Origin of the sequence: Aquincola tertiaricarbonis (assembly GCF_000969605.1) — a bacterium.
Taxonomy (GTDB): domain Bacteria; phylum Pseudomonadota; class Gammaproteobacteria; order Burkholderiales; family Burkholderiaceae_C; genus Aquincola; species Aquincola tertiaricarbonis.
Map to the genome: position 1 here is coordinate 222,797 of NZ_JZUE01000008.1, position 14,209 is coordinate 237,005.

Here is a 14,209-nt window from a genome sequence, read left to right on the forward strand (position 1 = left end):
ACAATCCGCGCATGAAACTCGACCTGACCGACGCCGAGCTCGACGAGCTGGACACCTTGCTCACCCAGACGCCCGAGCCGGCCCAGCCGCTCGACGCGATCATGCTCGACGGCTACCTCTGCGGCATCCTGGTGCAGCCGAGGCTCGTCGCCATCGAGGAGTGGCTGCCACCCATCTTCGACCTGGAGACCGGCCAGCTGCCCGAAGGCACCGACCCGGCCTGGCTAGCCCGCTGCCGCACGCTGATCGAGCGCCGCCATGCCGCGCTCACCGCCGCGCTGGTGGAAGACGGCTGGTTCGACCCGCTGGTGGTGGACCTGGAGCGTTCGGCCCCGGTCAGCGAATACGACCCGGTGCAGTCCGAGGCCTCGCGTGCGCTGATGCCCTGGGTGGCCGGCTTCCACTGGGCGCAGGAATCGTTTCCCGGGCTGCTGGAGCTGGAAGACGACGGCGTGCAACTGGCGCTGGCGCGCCTGTACCGCCACCTGCCGGCCGAAACGGACGAGGACCGCGAGATCGTCGCCACGCTGGACCGCGAGCATCCGCTGGCCACGCTGGACGACGGCATCGAAGACCTGGTGCATGCGGTGTATGACCTGTGGGACCAGACCAGCGAATCACGTTTCAAGGTGGACACCATCCGTCGCGACGAACCCAAGGTGGGCCGCAACGACCCGTGCCCCTGCGGCAGCGGCAAGAAGTTCAAGCAGTGCCACGGGCGCGGCTGACGGAGCGCCGCCTCGATGCGACTGCAGCTGCTGTCCGACCTGCACCTGGAATCCGAGGAGTTCGACCCCCAGCCCGCGCCGGGCGCGGACCTGCTGGTGCTGGCCGGCGACCTGGACAGCCGCTGGCAGGCGCTGGAACGCTTTGCGCACTGGCCGGTGCCGGTGCTGTGCGTGGCCGGCAACCATGAGTTCGATCGGCGGGAGCTGACCGAGGCGTTGCCCGCGCTGCGCGAGCGTTGCGCGGGCTTGGGCATCACCCTGCTGGAGCGCGATGCCACCGTGCGCACCGACGCGCAGGGCCGGCGCGTGCGCTTCCTGGGCACGGTGCGCTGGTGCGATTTCGACCTGTTCGGTCCTTCACGCCGCGCCGCAGCGCAACGCGCCGGCAACTACTTCCAGCGGGTCATGCAGGCCACGAAAGGCGGCCAACCCTTCGATGCCGCCGCAGTGCGGGAGGAGGCGTTGGCCTGTCGCGCCTGGCTGGCCGACGCGCTGGCCGAGCCGGCCGACGGCCGCTGGGAGGCCACCGTGGTGGTGACGCATTTCGCGCCCAGCCTGAGCAGCGCCGATCCGCGCTATGGCAGCCAGAACGGCACCGCCAGCTTCTGCAATGCGGACGACGACCTGATCACCCAGGCCGAGCTGTGGCTGCATGGCCACCTGCATTGCCGCCACGACTACACCGTGCCTCGCCCCGGCGGTGGCCTGTCCCGGGTGGTGTGCCAGGCGCGGGGCCTGGCCGCGAAGAACGAGCCGGAAGGCTTCGACCCGCTGAAGCTGATCGAGGTCTTCGGCTGAACCAGCGCGCCGCGCGCTCAGGCGCGGCGACGCAGCATGGCCATCCAGCCGATGCCGCTGCCCGAGCGGGCCTGGATCGGCGGCGCCTGCAGCGCCTCCTCGGCCTGGCGTTCCATGCGCAGGTTGAGGCCGTACTCGGCCCCCATGTCGGCCGGGTCCAGCGGCCGCGGCGCCGGTGCGCTCTTCGAACGGCGGAACAGAAGCGAGCGGGCGGTCGGGGCATTCATGGCGGCGGCCTCGGGTGTGGTGTCAATCCAGTGTCGATGTGAACCGATTGCCGGCCAGCCGGGCATCCCGAACCTGTCGCGGCACACGTCACATCCCCCGCAAGCGTGGTGGTGGGCTGTGGTGCCAAATCCACATCGCCGCTGGAGATCACGTGCCGCCATGCTTTCAGCCGCATGTGTCAGGCGTGCGACCCGCGTCGCTCAGGCCTCCAGCACCTGTGCTGCATGTTGCTGCAGCGCTGCACCGATGCGGCCGAGCAGGCCCCGGTCGGCCGCGCCGTCCAGCAGCCACTGGTGCCAGTAGAGCGTCACCGGCACCGTCACCGAAGGCAGGACCGGCTGCAGGCGTCCATCGGCCAGCGCGGCCGCCACCTGCAGCTGCGGCGCCACGCCGATGCCCCAGCCGCGGCAGGCCGCCTCCACGTAGGCCTCGGACGAGGGCACATGCCGCTCGCGCAGCCGCAGGTCGGGCAGGCCGAAGGCCTGCTGCGCCCAGGCGCGGGCCATGCCGTCCTTGCGGTCGAACACCAGCACGGGCAGGCGCGCCAGGTCGGTGGCCCGCAGGCCTGCGGCCGGCAGCTCCCGCAGCAACGCCGGGCTGGCCACGGCCAGGTAAGGCATCACGCCCAGCCGCTGCATGCCGCAGCCATGCAGCGGTTCGGCCAGGCTGCTCACGCAGCCCAGCACCGTGCCGGCGCGCAGTGCTTCGTGGGTGAAGTCCTGGTCGTCGACGCGCAGGTCGATGCCGAAGCCGACCTGCACGCCTTCGCGCATCAGGGCATCCAGCGCCGGCAGCACCCAGGTGGCCAGGCTGTCGGCGTTCACGCCGATGGGCACCCGCTCGCCATGCGCCGAGGCCGCTCCCAGCTGCCGCGTCGCCTCCGCCGCCAGGCTCTGCCACTGTCGGGCCAGCCGCAGCAGCACGCTGCCCGAAGGCGTGAAGTCCAGCGGCCGCGTGCGCACCACCAGCGGCTGGCCCCATTGCGCCTCCAGCGCGCGCATGCGCTGGGACACAGCCGACGGCGTCAGCGCCAGCCGCTGCGCCGCGGCGGCAAAGCTGCCGGTGTCGGACAGCGCGACCAGGCACGCCAGCCCGGTGGGATCGAAGGAGGTGTCCACATGAAGCTCCGCTGAATCTGCATGATCGATTTTCAGCTCACATTCATTTGCGGCCAGCGTGGGCGACCATCGCGGCATGTCCGATGCCTTACCCGTGTTCACGAACGGCTTTGCTCTCATGGGCAGCCTCATCGTCGCCATTGGCGCGCAGAACGCACTGGTGCTGCGCCAGGGCCTGCTGCGGCGGCACGTGGGTCCGGTGGTGCTGTTCTGCGCCCTGTCCGACCTGGCCTTGACCAGTGCCGGCGTGTTCGGCGTGGGAGCTGCGCTCGCGCGCTCACCGTTGCTCATGGAGCTGCTGCGCTGGGCCGGCGCCGCCTTCCTGGCCTGGTGCGGCCTGCGGGCCATGCAGCGTGCGCTGCGCCCGGGCCACCAGGCCCTGCAGGCGGGTGCCGAGCTGGGCGGGCTGGCCGCCACTCTGGGCACCGCGGCGGCGCTCACCTGGCTCAATCCGCATGTGTACCTGGACACGCTGGTGCTGCTGGGCGCGGTGGCCGCGCAGCAGCCGGCCGAGGCACGCTGGCCGTTCGCGGCCGGTGCCGGGCTGGCTTCCGTCCTGTGGTTCGTTTCATTGGGCTACGGCGCCGCGGCGCTGGCACCCTGGCTGGCGCGCCCGGCCACCTGGCGGGTGGTGGACGGGCTGGTGGCGCTGGTGATGTTCGGCATGGCGGCGGCCCTGGCCACCGGGGGGCTTTGACACGGGGGCACTAGAATCCCGCCCCTTTTTCCGAAGGGTTCCCCGCCATGAAGCCAGCCGGCTGCGCCATCGACTTCGGCACGTCCAATTCCGCCATCGCGCTGCCCGGCGCCGGCCTGGTGGAGGTGGAGCCCGGCCATCGCACGATGCCCACGGCGGTGTTCTACGCGGTGGACGAGGCCCATGCCGCAGAGCCCGAGCGCAGCTATGGCCGCCTGGCGCTGGCTTCCTACATCGACGGGCTGGACGGCCGGCTGATGCGCTCGATGAAGAGCATCCTGGGCTCCACGCTGGTGGACCAGCACACCGACGTGGGCGGCGGCAAGGCGGTGCGGTACCTGGACGTGATCGGGCACTACCTGCGGCACCTGAAGACGCTGGCCGAGCGCAGCGCCGACGTACCGCTGGACCGGGTGGTGCTGGGCCGGCCGGTGGCCTTCGTCGATGGCGATGCCGAGCGCGACGCGCAGGCGCAGGACTCGCTGGAGCGCGCCGCGCGCAGCGTGGGCTTCGCGGACGTGAGCTTCCAGCTGGAGCCGATCGCCGCCGCCTTCGACTTCGAGCGCACCGCCGAGCGGGAGCACCTGGTGCTGGTGGCCGACATCGGCGGCGGCACCTCGGACTTCTCGCTGGTGCGGGTGGGCCCCGGCCGTCGCGAGCGCCTGCAGCGCCATGACGATGTGCTGGCCAACCACGGCGTGCACATCGCGGGCACCGACTTCGACCGCCACATCGAGCTGGCCGCCATCCTGCCGCTGCTGGGCTACCGTGGCCTGGGCCCGGGCGGGCGCGAGGTGCCCAACAAGGTGTACTTCGACCTGGCCACCTGGCACCTGATCAACACCGTGTACGCGCCCGGCCGGGTGGCCGAGTTGCGCCGCATGCGCGACTTCTATGCCGATGGCCGCCAGCACGAGCGCCTGATGCGCGCCGTGACGCTGCGCCTGGGCCATGCGCTGGCCGCGCAGGCCGAGCAGGCCAAGATCGCGGTGGCCGATGGTGGCGCGGCACCGGTGGCGCTGGACGACATCGAGCCCGGCCTGCATGCGCTGCTGGACGAGGCCACCGCCATGCGTGCGCTGGACGCCGACCTGCAGCGCATCGTCGATGCCGGCGTGCACACTGCTGCGCTGGCCGGCGTGTCGCCGGGGCAGGTGGACGTGCTGTATTTCACCGGCGGCTCCACCGGGCTGACGCCGCTGGCCGACCGCATCGCCGCGGAGTTTCCGAAGGCCCAGCGGGTCAAGGGCGACCGCTTCGCCAGCGTGGCGCAAGGCCTGGGCGAGCACGCCCGGCGGCTCTGGGGCGGCTGAGCCGCCCGCGACCTCAACTCCGGGGCTTGCCGCTGCCGCGCAGCGGGCCGGGCCGGCCGCCGCCGGGCCGGGGCCGCGCGCCGGGGCGCTTGGCGGCGCGGGCCGGCGCCTTCGGCCGCGAGACGTCGGCCAGCTGCAGCGAGCTGCGCACCAGGCCGTCCACCGCTTCCGTCATGTCCGCCGGCGGCTCCAGCGTCTCGATCTCGGCCAGCAGCTCGTCGGCGTCTTCCAGGTCGTCGGGGTCCAGGTGCGCAAACAGCGTGGCCAGCGGCTCCAGCGTGGCGGGATCGGGCAGGTCCATCAGCGCCGGGAACAGCGCCATCGCGGTGGCGAAGCCCGCTACCCAGGGCATGACGGCTTCCGAGGGCGAGGCGTCCTCGTCCAGCTCGAAGATCCAGGGGTCGAACCACTGGCGCTGGTCGATGAGGCCGTTCAGCTCCGCATGGCGGCGCAGCACCAGCGCATGCAGCCGCTCCATCGGCACGCCGGGCGGCGCGGGGCGGCCGTCCACATCGTGCACGAAGGGCAGCCAGCGCGCGGGCGGCACCGGCCGTGGCTGCAGCAGCACGCCGACCAGGTAGCCGTCGAGCGAACTGGCCTCCATCGGCTCCAGCGGCTCGGGCAGCGTGGCCAGCAGGCCGTCGAGTTCGGCGAATTCAGCGTCGGTGAGGGGGGCGGACGTCATGGCCGATTGTCGCGTGCCGGCGCGGGGGGCCGGCCCGGCTCAGGTGCCGATGGCGCCGCCGTCCTGGCGTCGGATCACCACGGTGGCCGAGCGTGGCCGGCCGTGCGCCTTGTCCGGCCAGCTGGAATACAGCTGCGGCGCATCGGCACGGCTGATGTCCGACGGGGTCTCGCCCGGATGCTGCACGTTGATGAACATCGTGGACTGGTCGGGCGTCAGCGCCACGCCGGTGATCTCGCAATTCACCGGCCCGGTGAGGAAGCGCCGCACCTCGCCGGTGGCCACGTCGCAGCCCAGCATCTGGTTGTTGCCAATGCGCTCGAACTCGCCCTTGTTCATCTGCGTGGCATGGGCGTCGGTCTGGATCCACAGCACGCCGCGGCTGTCGAAGGCCAGGCCGTCGGGGCAGCCGAAGAAGTCGCCCTGCACGTTGCCGCGGGCATCGGGCCGGGTGTTGCCGGGGTCGCCGGCCAGCAGCAGGTGGCTCCAGCGCATGGTGGGGCCGTCGAAGTCGCCGTCCTCCTGCCAGCGGATGATCTGGCCCATCGCGTTGTTGGCGCGCGGGTTGGCGGCGTCGGGGCCCGGCTTGTCGGGCTGGCCGCGCTGGGTGTTGTTGGTCAGCGTGCAGTACACCCAGCGCGACTGGTGGTCGATGGCGATCCACTCCGGCCGGTCCATCTTGGTGGCACCCAGCAGGTCGCTGGCCTGCCGCGTTCGGATCACCACCTCGCCCTGGTCGGCGAAGCCGTTGGCCGCGGTCAGCGGTCCCTGGCCGTGCACCAGCGGCAGCCAGCGGCCGGTGCCGTCGGCATTGAAGCGGGCCACGTACAGCGTGCCGTGGTCCAGCAGCTCGCGGTTGGCCTGGGCCGCGGTGAGGCCGTTGCCGGCCGGGGCGATGCGGTCACGGCTGACGAACTTGTAGATGTATTCGAAGCGGGCGTCCTCGCCGGAATACACCACGGCGCGGCCGTCCTTCGTGACGGCCACCCAGGCGCCTTCATGCGCCGCGCGGCCCAGCGCGGTGCGCTTGACCGGTGTGCTGGTGGGGTCCATCGGGTCGATCTCCACCACCCAGCCGAAGCGGTGGAACTCGTTGGGATGGCGCGTGGCGTCGAAGCGGGCGTCGTGGTTGGGCCAGGCGTAGAAGGCCTTCTTGGGCAGGCCCCAGCGGGCCTGGTCCTTGGTGGTGTTGTCGCCGCCACTGAAATAGAAGGCGAAGTTCTCCTCGCCCGACAGGTAGGTGCCCCAGGGCGTGCGGCCGCTGGCGCAGTTGTTCAGCGTGCCCAGCACGGTGCGGCCCTCCGGATCGAACGCGGTGCGCATCAGCGCATGGCCGGCAGCCGGCCCTGCCACGCGGAACGGGCTGTAGGCGGTGAAGCGCCGGGCCAGCGGGCTGGGGCGCACCATGTCCCACTGGCCGTTGCGCAGCGCCACCTCGATCACCGACACGCCGTGCGCCGCCTGCGACTTGCGCACGCCTTCCGGGCTGTCCGCCTTGCCGGGGCCGTGCAGCAGGCCCTCGTCGGTGTACTCGTGGTTCATCACCAGCAGGCCGCGGGTGGACGAGCCTTCGATGGGAAAGAAGTGCAGGCCGTCGTGGTGCATGCCCATCTGCACCGCCTGGTCGTCGGCACTGTGGCTGGCGTCGCTGCGCCACGGCGGCATGCGGCCCGGCACGCCGATGGGCTCGCCCCACGGCGCCAGCACCGCGGCCACGTAGCCGGGCGGCACCACGATGGCGTCGGCCCGCGAGGGCGGCACCGACTGGAAGCCCAGGCGCGGCCCGCTGGTGGCCAAGCCGGACGGGCCGGTGGCGGCGCAGCCGGCCAGGCCGGCGAGCGAGGGGCCGAACACCGCGGCCACCGCCGCGCCGGCGGTGCCGCGCAGCCAGAGGCGCCGCGCGGGATCCGAGACCTCGTGGATGCTGGGGTTGGCCGAACGGTTGCTGTTCTCCATCTCGGTGAAGTCCTTGGGCATGTGTCTCCTCCTCAGGGCACGGGTGGGTTGTCGCCGGAGTATCCGGCTGCTGCCACATGACATCATCCCGGCATGAACACGCCGATCGAATCAACGGGCGCACCCCGGCGGGTGCTGGTCACCGGCGGCAGCCGGGGCATCGGCGCGGCCACCGCGCTGCGCTGTGCCCAGCAAGGCTGGGACGTGGCGGTGAACTACGCACGCGATGCGCAGGCCGCCGAGGCGGTGTGCGCGCAGGTGCGGGCGCTGGGCCGCCAGGCGCTGGCGGTGCAGGCCGACGTGGCCGACGAGGCCCAGGTGCTGGCCATGTTCGACACCATCGACCGCACGCTGGGCCCCATCGGCGCGCTGGTGAACAACGCCGGCGTGGTGGCCGAGAACCAGCGCGTGGCCGACATGACGGTGCAGCGCCTGCAGCGCATCTTCAACACCAACGTGGTGGGCAGCTTCGTCTGCGCACGCGAGGCGGTGCGGCGCATGAGCACGCTACACGCCAGCCCGCAGGCGCGCGCGGCTGGCGGCGGCCGCGGCGGGGCCATCGTCAACCTCTCCAGCAAGGCCGCGGTCCTGGGCGCGCCCGGCTGGTACGTGGACTACGCGGCCAGCAAGGGCGCCATCGACACCTTCACCGTGGGCCTGGCGCGCGAGCTGGCGCTGGAAGGCATCCGCGTCAATGGCGTGCGGCCAGGCATCGTCGACACCGACATCCATGCCTCCGGCGGCTGGCCCGACCGTGCCCACACCTCGTCGGCGCTGATCCCGATGCAGCGCCCCGGTCGGCCCGATGAAGTCGCCGCGGCGATCGCCTGGCTGCTGTCCGACGACGCCAGCTACACCACCGGCGCCACGCTGGACGTGGCCGGCGGCCGCTAGCAAAAAGCCGCCGGGCGGCGTGTTCAGCGGCGCTGCACGATGATGGGTGCCAGCTGGAACAGGCTGCGCAGGCGCTGCGCGGCCTGGGCGGCGTCTTCCCGCGTGGCATAGGGGCCGGCCTGCAGCCGGTGCACCGCGTCCTCGTTGAAGATGGCCAGCAGCGGCGTGAGCGCCTCCAGCTGCCGCATCACCTGCTGCTGCAGGGCCACGGCGCCGTCATGTGCCTTGAAGGCGCCCAGCTGCACCCAGAAGCCCACCGCGCCGGGCACGCGCGCACGCGCGGTTTCCTGGGTGATGGGCAGGGCCTGCGCGGCGGCTGGTTCGGCTGCCGCAGGCGTTGCTTCTGCAGCGGGCGGCGGGGCAACTGGCGGTGCGACGCTCGCCACCGAGGTATCGGCGCCCGGTGTCGGCGTGGCGCGCCAGCTGCCATCGCGGATCTCGTCGTGCGTCAGCCGCTCGATGTGCACCGGCGCCACGCCGCGCAGCAGGCCCAGCTTCAGCGCGGCGGTGTAGCTCAGGTCGATGGCGCGGGCGCCGTGGAACGGGCCGCGGTCGTTCACCCGCACGATGACTTCGCGGCCGTTGGCCGGGTTGCGCACCCGCGCAAAGCTTGGGATGGGCAGCGTGGGGTGCGCGGCCGTCATCGAGTACATGTTGTAGAGCTCGCCGCTGGCCGTGGGCCGACCGTGGAACTTGCGGCCGTACCAGGAGGCCAGGCCACGCTGCACGAAGGGCTGGTCGGTGGTCACCGGCACGTACGCGCGGCCGAACACCGCATAGGGCTTGTTGGGCCCGCCGGTGCGGATCATCTCGACCCGCGGTTCGGCGTCGGGCACGTCCATCAGCTGCGCGGGCGGCAGGTCGCCGGGGCCGTCGCGCTCGGTGTCTTCGGCCGGTGCGCGTGGGCCGCTGGCGCAGCCGGCGACGATCAGCGAAGCGGCGAGGGCCAGCGCAAGCGGGTGGCTGTGAGGGCGTTCACGCTGCATCTGGAACATTGTCGCGAAAAGCCATGCAGGCCTCAGCCGGTTGGGCGGGGCATGCGGCATCAAGCGGGAGGGCGCGTCAGCAGTCTGACATTTGCGCGGTGGGGGCCGCCTGCAAACGGTGCAGGTGGCGCGCCCGGCTGGGATCGAACCAGCGACCCTTGGCTTCGGAGGCCAATACTCTATCCACTGAGCTACGGGCGCAAAGAGGGGGGATTGTAGCCACGACTTTGCAGCACACCCCCGCGCCGTGCGGCCAAGCCATGCAAAGAGGCTGTGCGCGGCACCCCTCTATAATCTTCAGGTTTTGCGTGCCCGGCACGCACTCGACCCGCTGCCGCTACCGAGGACTGAATGAGCGACGCACACAAGCCCGTCATCAACGACCCGCACGACATGCCCCACGAAGGGCCCATCAAGACGCCCAAGCAACTGGTCGTTGCGGTGTTCTTCTCGTTCGTGATTCCCATCGTGGCCATCGTGCTGCTGGTGACCTACGTGACGGGCTTCAACAAGCCCGGTGCGGGCACCGACATCCTGGCCGAGGAAGCGGTGGCCCGCCGCATCCAGCCGGTGGGCACCGTCGAGATCAAGGACCTCACCGACCCCGGCGCGATGAAGACCGGCGAGCAGGTGTTCAACGCGCAGTGCGCGGCCTGCCACTCGAGCGGCGCCGCCGGCGCGCCCAAGCTGGGCGACAACGGCGCCTGGGCTGCCCGCATCCAGACCGGCTACGAAGCCCTGCTGACCTCTGCCCTCAAGGGCAAGGGCAACATGGGCCCGCAGGGCGGCGGCGACTTCACCGACTTCGAGATTGGCCGCGCCGTGGTCTACATGACCAACAAATCCGGCGGCAACCTCAAGGAGCCGGTGATGGCTGCCGCCGCGGACGCGCCGGCCTCCGCCGCTTCCAACTGAAGCGCGCCAAGCGCCCCCGCTGAAAAGGCCAGTCCACGCGACTGGCCTTTTTGCTGGGCGACCGCTGCAGGAACGGGGTTTGCCGAACGGGCTGCACTGACTTTGCTCAACAAGGAGTGCACATGTCCACGTCCCACGAAACCCCGGCCGAGGAACGCGATCACCTGTGGTCGCTGATCAAGGACATCCGCTTCGCGATGTTCACCACGCACGACACCAACGGTCACCTGCATTCGCGTCCGATGACGACGCAGAACAAGTCGATCAACGAGGACCACACGCTGTGGTTCTTCATGTCGCGCAAGAGCGATCCGGTCAGCGAGATGACCAGCGACATGAACGTGAACGTGGCCTATGCGGACACGGACAAGGATTCGTACGTCTCCGTCTCCGGCAAGGCTCGCGTGGTGGACGACCGCGCCCGTGTGGAGCAGCTGTGGAACAAGATGGCCGAAGCCTGGTTCCCCGGCGGCCCGAACGACCCCGATCTGGCCCTGGTGCGCGTGGACATCGTCCATGCCGACTACTGGGACGTGAAGGAGAACAAGCTCACGCAGCTGTTCAAGATGGCCAAGGCCGCCGTCACCGGCCACCCGCCCACCGGCATGGGCGAGCACGGCAGCGTACGCATGGACTGAGCGCCATGCCGGGCGCCGGCACGGCGCTCGCTTAGCATCCCGGCTCCAGGGGGCCGGGATGAGCACCGAGACAGCAGCATTGGAGGAGCTGGGCCTGCGGCCCGGCGCGAGCGAGGCGGAGATCAAGGCCGCATGGCGCAAGCTCGTCTCGCGCTGGCACCCGGACCGCAATGCCAGCCGTGCCGCCGTGGAGAAGATGCAGCGCATCAACCAGGCCTTCGAGCTGCTGCGCGGGGCCGGCGCCGCCGCCGCCCCGGTGCGGCCTGCCGAGCCAGCCGCGCCCGCGGCCGCGCCGAGCCCACCGCCTGCCCGCAAGGCACCCGCTGGCGAGGCTGCGCGTCCGCTCAGCCGGCGCATCAAGCTCACGCTGGAAGAAGCCGCGCTGGGCTGCCTGCGCGTGTTGCGCGGCCAGGTGGCGCAGGGCTGCACGGCCTGCGCCGGCCAGGGCCTGCGCTGGCCCGGCGGTGCCTGCGCCAGCTGCGAGGGCCGCGGGGAAGTGCGCCAGCGCGCCTGGTACGGCTGGCTGGCCACCACCGCGACTTGCGAGGACTGCGGCGGCGATGGCCGTGCGCGCGAACGCTGCGCGCCCTGCGAGGGCAGCGGCAAGCTGCCGCCCCGCAGGTATGAACTGAAGGTGCGCATCCCGCCCGGCGTGCGGGACGGCGACCTGCTGGGCGTGCCGGCCGGGCGCGCCGAGGCTTCACCTGAGGGCGGCGTGGATCTGCACATCGAGCTGCAGCCGCATGCATTCTTCACGCTGGACGACGACGGCACCGTGCGCTGCGAGATGCCGGTGGACGGCTTCAGCTGGCTGGGCGGCCGCAGCGTGGAAGTGCCCACGCTGGAAGGCACGCAGCCGTTGGCGCTACGCCATGGCGAATGTGTGTACCGCCTGCGTGGCCAGGGCTTTCCGGCCAGCCGGCGTGGCGCGCGGGCCGACCTGGTGGTCACGGTGATGCCGATCTTTCCGCAACCGCTGTCCACCGACCAGCAGATCCTGCTGGACCGCCTGATCGCCACCACCGCCAGCGCGTCCACCGGTCCGCTGGCCGACTGGCAACGGCGGCTGCGCGCCCGCGTGGCCGCCGATGCACCGGCGGACCCTCCGCTCAAGGCTGCGCGGCGCCGCACCAGCCGCGCATGAAAAAGCCCGCGGCCGGTGGGCACGCGGGCTGAGGCTGCGGGGCCGGCGCAGGCCGGGCTCGCAGGTGTGCTCTAGAACGGAATGTCGTCGTCCATGTCGTCGAAGCCGGTGTTCGACTTCGGCGCCGGAGCCGGGCGCGGCGCGGGCGCGGCCGAGCGCGCGGGGCGCTCGCGCGGCTCTTCGCCGTAGCCGCCGCCGGCACCCCCACCACCGCCGGCCGCACCGCGGCTGCGGTAGCCACCACCGCCGCCGCCTGCGTCCTCATCGCCGCCGCCGGCACCTTCGCGGCCACCCAGCAGCTGCATCTGCTCGGCCACGATCTCGGTGGTGTAGTTGTCGCGGCCTTCCTTGTCCTGCCACTTGCGGGTCTTCAGGCGGCCTTCCACGTACACGGGGCGGCCCTTGCGCAGGTACTCGCCGGCGATCTCGGCCAGGCGGTCGCGGAACACCACGCGGTGCCACTCGGTTTCCTCCTGGAACTCATTGGAGTCGCGTGCCTTCCAGCGGCGCGTGGTGGCCACGGTGATGTTGCAGATCGAGCCGCCGTCGGGGAACGAACGCATCTCGGGATCGCGCCCGAGGTTGCCGATGATGATGACTTTGTTGACGGAGGCCATGGTCGCTCCTGTGCGTCGGGTGGGTACGGAAAAGGGGGTTCGGCCGCGGCGCGGTGGCTGGCCGGGAGCGATCGATTGTGCCGCATGGGTCGGGCGCGGCGGCTGCTAAGGTCCCCGCCATGCACAGCGACGACACCCCCGATTTCTGGCGCAACCTGCGCCGCGAGATGAAGGCCGGCCGGGCGTGGCTGGACCGTGCCATCGTGCTGGCGGCCGCCGTCACCACCGGTGCGGCGGTGGTGGGCGTCACGCTGCTGTGCGAGGCCGCCAGCCATCTGCACGAGCAGATGCGCGGCTCCGGCCCGCTGGGTCCGTGGCTGATGCTGCTGTGGACGCCGGTGCTCACCGCCCTGCTGGTGTGGCTCACGCGGCGCCATGCGCCGGGGGCTGCCGGCTCGGGCATCCCGCAGGTGATGGTGGCGCTGGACGACAGCCTGGCGCCGGAGCGCCGGCGTGCGCTGGTGTCGCTGCCGCTGGCCATCAAGAAGGCGGCGTTGCTGGGCGGCGCGATGCTGGCCGGGCTCTCGGCCGGCCGCGAAGGGCCCACGGTGCAGATCGGTGCCGGCGTGATGCTGTCGGTGCGGCGCTGGTTGTCGCCGGCGGCCCGCATCGATGGCCACGACCTGATGGTGGCGGGTGCGGCGGCCGGCATCGCGGCGGCCTTCAACACGCCGCTGGGCGGGGTGATGTTCGCGCTGGAGAAGCTCTCGCGCCGGCACCATGCGGCGCAGAGCGCGCTGGTGATCGTGTGCATCGTGCTGTCCGGCCTGGTGGCGGTGTCGGTGTTCGGCAACCTCACGTACTTCGGTGAACTGCGGGTGCAGAGCGTGCCGCTGGAGCTGATCGGTCCCGGGCTGGTGGTGGCGGTGGTGGCGGGGCTGGCGGGCGGCGTGTTCTCGCTGCTGCTGGTCAATTCGCTGGCACCGGGCGATCGCTGGTACTGGCGCTGGCGCGCGCAGTACCCCGTGCGCTTCGGGGCGGCTTGTGCATTGGGCGTGGCCGTGATCGGCCTGGTATGCGACGGCGCGACGGCCGGCGCCGGTTATGCGCCCACCCGCGCGATGCTCGAGGGCCAGGCCGACACGCCCGCGCTCTACACGCTGCTGAAGTTCATCGCCACCTGGCTGTCGTCATGGACGGGCGTGCCCGCCGGCGTGTTCGCGCCTTCGCTGTCGGTGGGGGCGGGCATCGGCCGCGACGTGGCGCAGCTGTTCGGGCTGGCTCCGGAACACGCCATACCGCTGATCGCGCTGGGCATGGTCGGCTTCCTGGCGGCGGCCACGCAAGGTCCGCTCACGGCCTTCATCCTGGTGATGGAGATGGTGTCCGGCCACGCGATGGTGCTCAGCCTGATGCTGACGGCCTTCGTGTCCAGCGGGCTTTCGCGGCTGATCTGCAAGCCGATGTACATGGAACTCGCCGAGCTGATGCGGCCGCGTGCCGGCGAGCCGGGCAGCCGTGTCGCCTGAAGGCCCGTGGCCGCCCTCGTTAA

At 71.6% G+C, this 14,209-nt stretch carries 15 protein-coding genes and 1 tRNA gene; 9 read left to right on the forward strand and 7 right to left on the reverse strand.

From position 1 onward, the window contains the following. The first annotated feature begins 11 nt into the window (after positions 1-11). Together VO99_RS12150 and VO99_RS12155 are read left to right on the forward strand one after the other, a co-directional pair. Complete coding sequence (locus tag VO99_RS12150) at positions 12-728, forward strand: YecA/YgfB family protein (RefSeq protein WP_046113108.1); 717 nt, start codon at positions 12-14, stop codon at positions 726-728. Between the two features lie 15 nt (positions 729-743). Next, the gene (locus VO99_RS12155; RefSeq protein WP_046113109.1) at positions 744-1,526 is read left to right on the forward strand and encodes a metallophosphoesterase; all 783 of its coding nucleotides are present in this window, start codon (positions 744-746) and stop codon (positions 1,524-1,526) included. A gap of 17 nt (positions 1,527-1,543) precedes the next feature. Here VO99_RS12155 and VO99_RS12160 read toward each other — a convergent pair whose 3' ends face one another. Further along, complete coding sequence (locus tag VO99_RS12160) at positions 1,544-1,753, reverse strand: hypothetical protein (protein ID WP_046113110.1); 210 nt, start codon at positions 1,751-1,753, stop codon at positions 1,544-1,546. A 201-nt stretch (positions 1,754-1,954) separates the two neighbouring features. Beyond that, positions 1,955-2,872: an ArgP/LysG family DNA-binding transcriptional regulator gene (locus tag VO99_RS12165; RefSeq protein WP_046113111.1), complete on the reverse strand. Its 918-nt coding sequence runs from the start codon at positions 2,870-2,872 to the stop codon at positions 1,955-1,957. A 118-nt stretch (positions 2,873-2,990) separates the two neighbouring features. Here VO99_RS12165 and VO99_RS12170 point away from each other — a divergent pair, with 118 nt between their 5' ends. Together VO99_RS12170 and VO99_RS12175 are read left to right on the forward strand one after the other, a co-directional pair. After that, on the forward strand, positions 2,991-3,569 hold the full coding sequence (locus VO99_RS12170) for a LysE/ArgO family amino acid transporter (RefSeq protein WP_232315341.1): 579 nt from the start codon (positions 2,991-2,993) through the stop codon (positions 3,567-3,569). A 47-nt stretch (positions 3,570-3,616) separates the two neighbouring features. After that, positions 3,617-4,882 carry an Hsp70 family protein gene (locus VO99_RS12175; RefSeq protein WP_046113112.1) on the forward strand — a complete coding sequence of 422 codons (1,266 nt, stop codon included), beginning with the start codon at positions 3,617-3,619 and terminating at the stop codon, positions 4,880-4,882. A gap of 13 nt (positions 4,883-4,895) precedes the next feature. Here VO99_RS12175 and VO99_RS12180 read toward each other — a convergent pair whose 3' ends face one another. Further along, the gene (locus VO99_RS12180; RefSeq protein WP_046113113.1) at positions 4,896-5,567 is read right to left on the reverse strand and encodes a YecA/YgfB family protein; all 672 of its coding nucleotides are present in this window, start codon (positions 5,565-5,567) and stop codon (positions 4,896-4,898) included. A 39-nt stretch (positions 5,568-5,606) separates the two neighbouring features. Next, on the reverse strand, positions 5,607-7,544 hold the full coding sequence (locus tag VO99_RS12185; protein WP_046113114.1) for a PhoX family protein: 1,938 nt from the start codon (positions 7,542-7,544) through the stop codon (positions 5,607-5,609). Positions 7,545-7,616: 72 nt separating this feature from the next. Between VO99_RS12185 and VO99_RS12190 the strand changes: the two genes are divergently transcribed. Next, positions 7,617-8,417 carry an SDR family oxidoreductase gene (locus tag VO99_RS12190; RefSeq protein WP_046113115.1) on the forward strand — a complete coding sequence of 267 codons (801 nt, stop codon included), beginning with the start codon at positions 7,617-7,619 and terminating at the stop codon, positions 8,415-8,417. A 23-nt stretch (positions 8,418-8,440) separates the two neighbouring features. On the opposite strand, the gene VO99_RS12195 is transcribed toward VO99_RS12190, so the two are convergent. Both VO99_RS12195 and VO99_RS12200 read right to left on the reverse strand, forming a co-directional pair. Beyond that, positions 8,441-9,403 (reverse strand): septal ring lytic transglycosylase RlpA family protein, encoded by a 963-nt coding sequence (locus VO99_RS12195; RefSeq protein WP_052736297.1) that lies wholly within the window; start codon positions 9,401-9,403, stop codon positions 8,441-8,443. 125 nt (positions 9,404-9,528) lie between these two features. Then, positions 9,529-9,604 (reverse strand) — tRNA-Arg (locus VO99_RS12200). Positions 9,605-9,754: 150 nt separating this feature from the next. On the opposite strand from VO99_RS12200, the gene VO99_RS12205 reads away from it, so the two are divergent. The 3 genes from VO99_RS12205 to VO99_RS12215 all read left to right on the forward strand — a co-directional run bounded on the left by VO99_RS12205 (position 9,755) and on the right by VO99_RS12215 (position 12,100). Beyond that, positions 9,755-10,318 (forward strand): c-type cytochrome, encoded by a 564-nt coding sequence (locus tag VO99_RS12205; protein ID WP_046113117.1) that lies wholly within the window; start codon positions 9,755-9,757, stop codon positions 10,316-10,318. A 122-nt stretch (positions 10,319-10,440) separates the two neighbouring features. After that, complete coding sequence (locus VO99_RS12210; protein ID WP_046113118.1) at positions 10,441-10,956, forward strand: pyridoxamine 5'-phosphate oxidase family protein; 516 nt, start codon at positions 10,441-10,443, stop codon at positions 10,954-10,956. Between the two features lie 58 nt (positions 10,957-11,014). Further along, on the forward strand, positions 11,015-12,100 hold the full coding sequence (locus VO99_RS12215; RefSeq protein ID WP_046113119.1) for a DnaJ C-terminal domain-containing protein: 1,086 nt from the start codon (positions 11,015-11,017) through the stop codon (positions 12,098-12,100). Between the two features lie 71 nt (positions 12,101-12,171). Here the strand turns inward: VO99_RS12215 and ssb are convergent, their stop codons facing one another. Further along, the gene (ssb, locus tag VO99_RS12220; protein WP_046113120.1) at positions 12,172-12,717 is read right to left on the reverse strand and encodes a single-stranded DNA-binding protein; all 546 of its coding nucleotides are present in this window, start codon (positions 12,715-12,717) and stop codon (positions 12,172-12,174) included. Between the two features lie 119 nt (positions 12,718-12,836). Between ssb and VO99_RS12225 the strand changes: the two genes are divergently transcribed. Continuing rightward, complete coding sequence (locus tag VO99_RS12225) at positions 12,837-14,186, forward strand: chloride channel protein (RefSeq protein WP_046113121.1); 1,350 nt, start codon at positions 12,837-12,839, stop codon at positions 14,184-14,186. Positions 14,187-14,209 lie beyond the last annotated feature (23 nt).

What these genes read in the sequence shown, in the direction of transcription:
- VO99_RS12195 (WP_052736297.1), bottom strand. Translation starts at nt 9,403, where the DNA reads ATGCAGCGTGAACGCCCTCACAGCCACCCGCTTGCGCTGGCCCTCGCC.
- ssb (WP_046113120.1), bottom strand. Translation starts at nt 12,717, where the DNA reads ATGGCCTCCGTCAACAAAGTCATCATCATCGGCAACCTCGGGCGCGAT.
- VO99_RS12225 (WP_046113121.1), top strand. Translation starts at nt 12,837, where the DNA reads ATGCACAGCGACGACACCCCCGATTTCTGGCGCAACCTGCGCCGCGAG.
- VO99_RS12170 (WP_232315341.1), top strand. Translation starts at nt 2,991, where the DNA reads ATGGGCAGCCTCATCGTCGCCATTGGCGCGCAGAACGCACTGGTGCTG.
- VO99_RS12190 (WP_046113115.1), top strand. Translation starts at nt 7,617, where the DNA reads ATGAACACGCCGATCGAATCAACGGGCGCACCCCGGCGGGTGCTGGTC.
- VO99_RS12160 (WP_046113110.1), bottom strand. Translation starts at nt 1,753, where the DNA reads ATGAATGCCCCGACCGCCCGCTCGCTTCTGTTCCGCCGTTCGAAGAGC.
- VO99_RS12150 (WP_046113108.1), top strand. Translation starts at nt 12, where the DNA reads ATGAAACTCGACCTGACCGACGCCGAGCTCGACGAGCTGGACACCTTG.
- VO99_RS12185 (WP_046113114.1), bottom strand. Translation starts at nt 7,544, where the DNA reads ATGCCCAAGGACTTCACCGAGATGGAGAACAGCAACCGTTCGGCCAAC.
- VO99_RS12215 (WP_046113119.1), top strand. Translation starts at nt 11,015, where the DNA reads ATGAGCACCGAGACAGCAGCATTGGAGGAGCTGGGCCTGCGGCCCGGC.
- VO99_RS12155 (WP_046113109.1), top strand. Translation starts at nt 744, where the DNA reads ATGCGACTGCAGCTGCTGTCCGACCTGCACCTGGAATCCGAGGAGTTC.
- VO99_RS12205 (WP_046113117.1), top strand. Translation starts at nt 9,755, where the DNA reads ATGAGCGACGCACACAAGCCCGTCATCAACGACCCGCACGACATGCCC.
- VO99_RS12175 (WP_046113112.1), top strand. Translation starts at nt 3,617, where the DNA reads ATGAAGCCAGCCGGCTGCGCCATCGACTTCGGCACGTCCAATTCCGCC.
- VO99_RS12180 (WP_046113113.1), bottom strand. Translation starts at nt 5,567, where the DNA reads ATGACGTCCGCCCCCCTCACCGACGCTGAATTCGCCGAACTCGACGGC.
- VO99_RS12210 (WP_046113118.1), top strand. Translation starts at nt 10,441, where the DNA reads ATGTCCACGTCCCACGAAACCCCGGCCGAGGAACGCGATCACCTGTGG.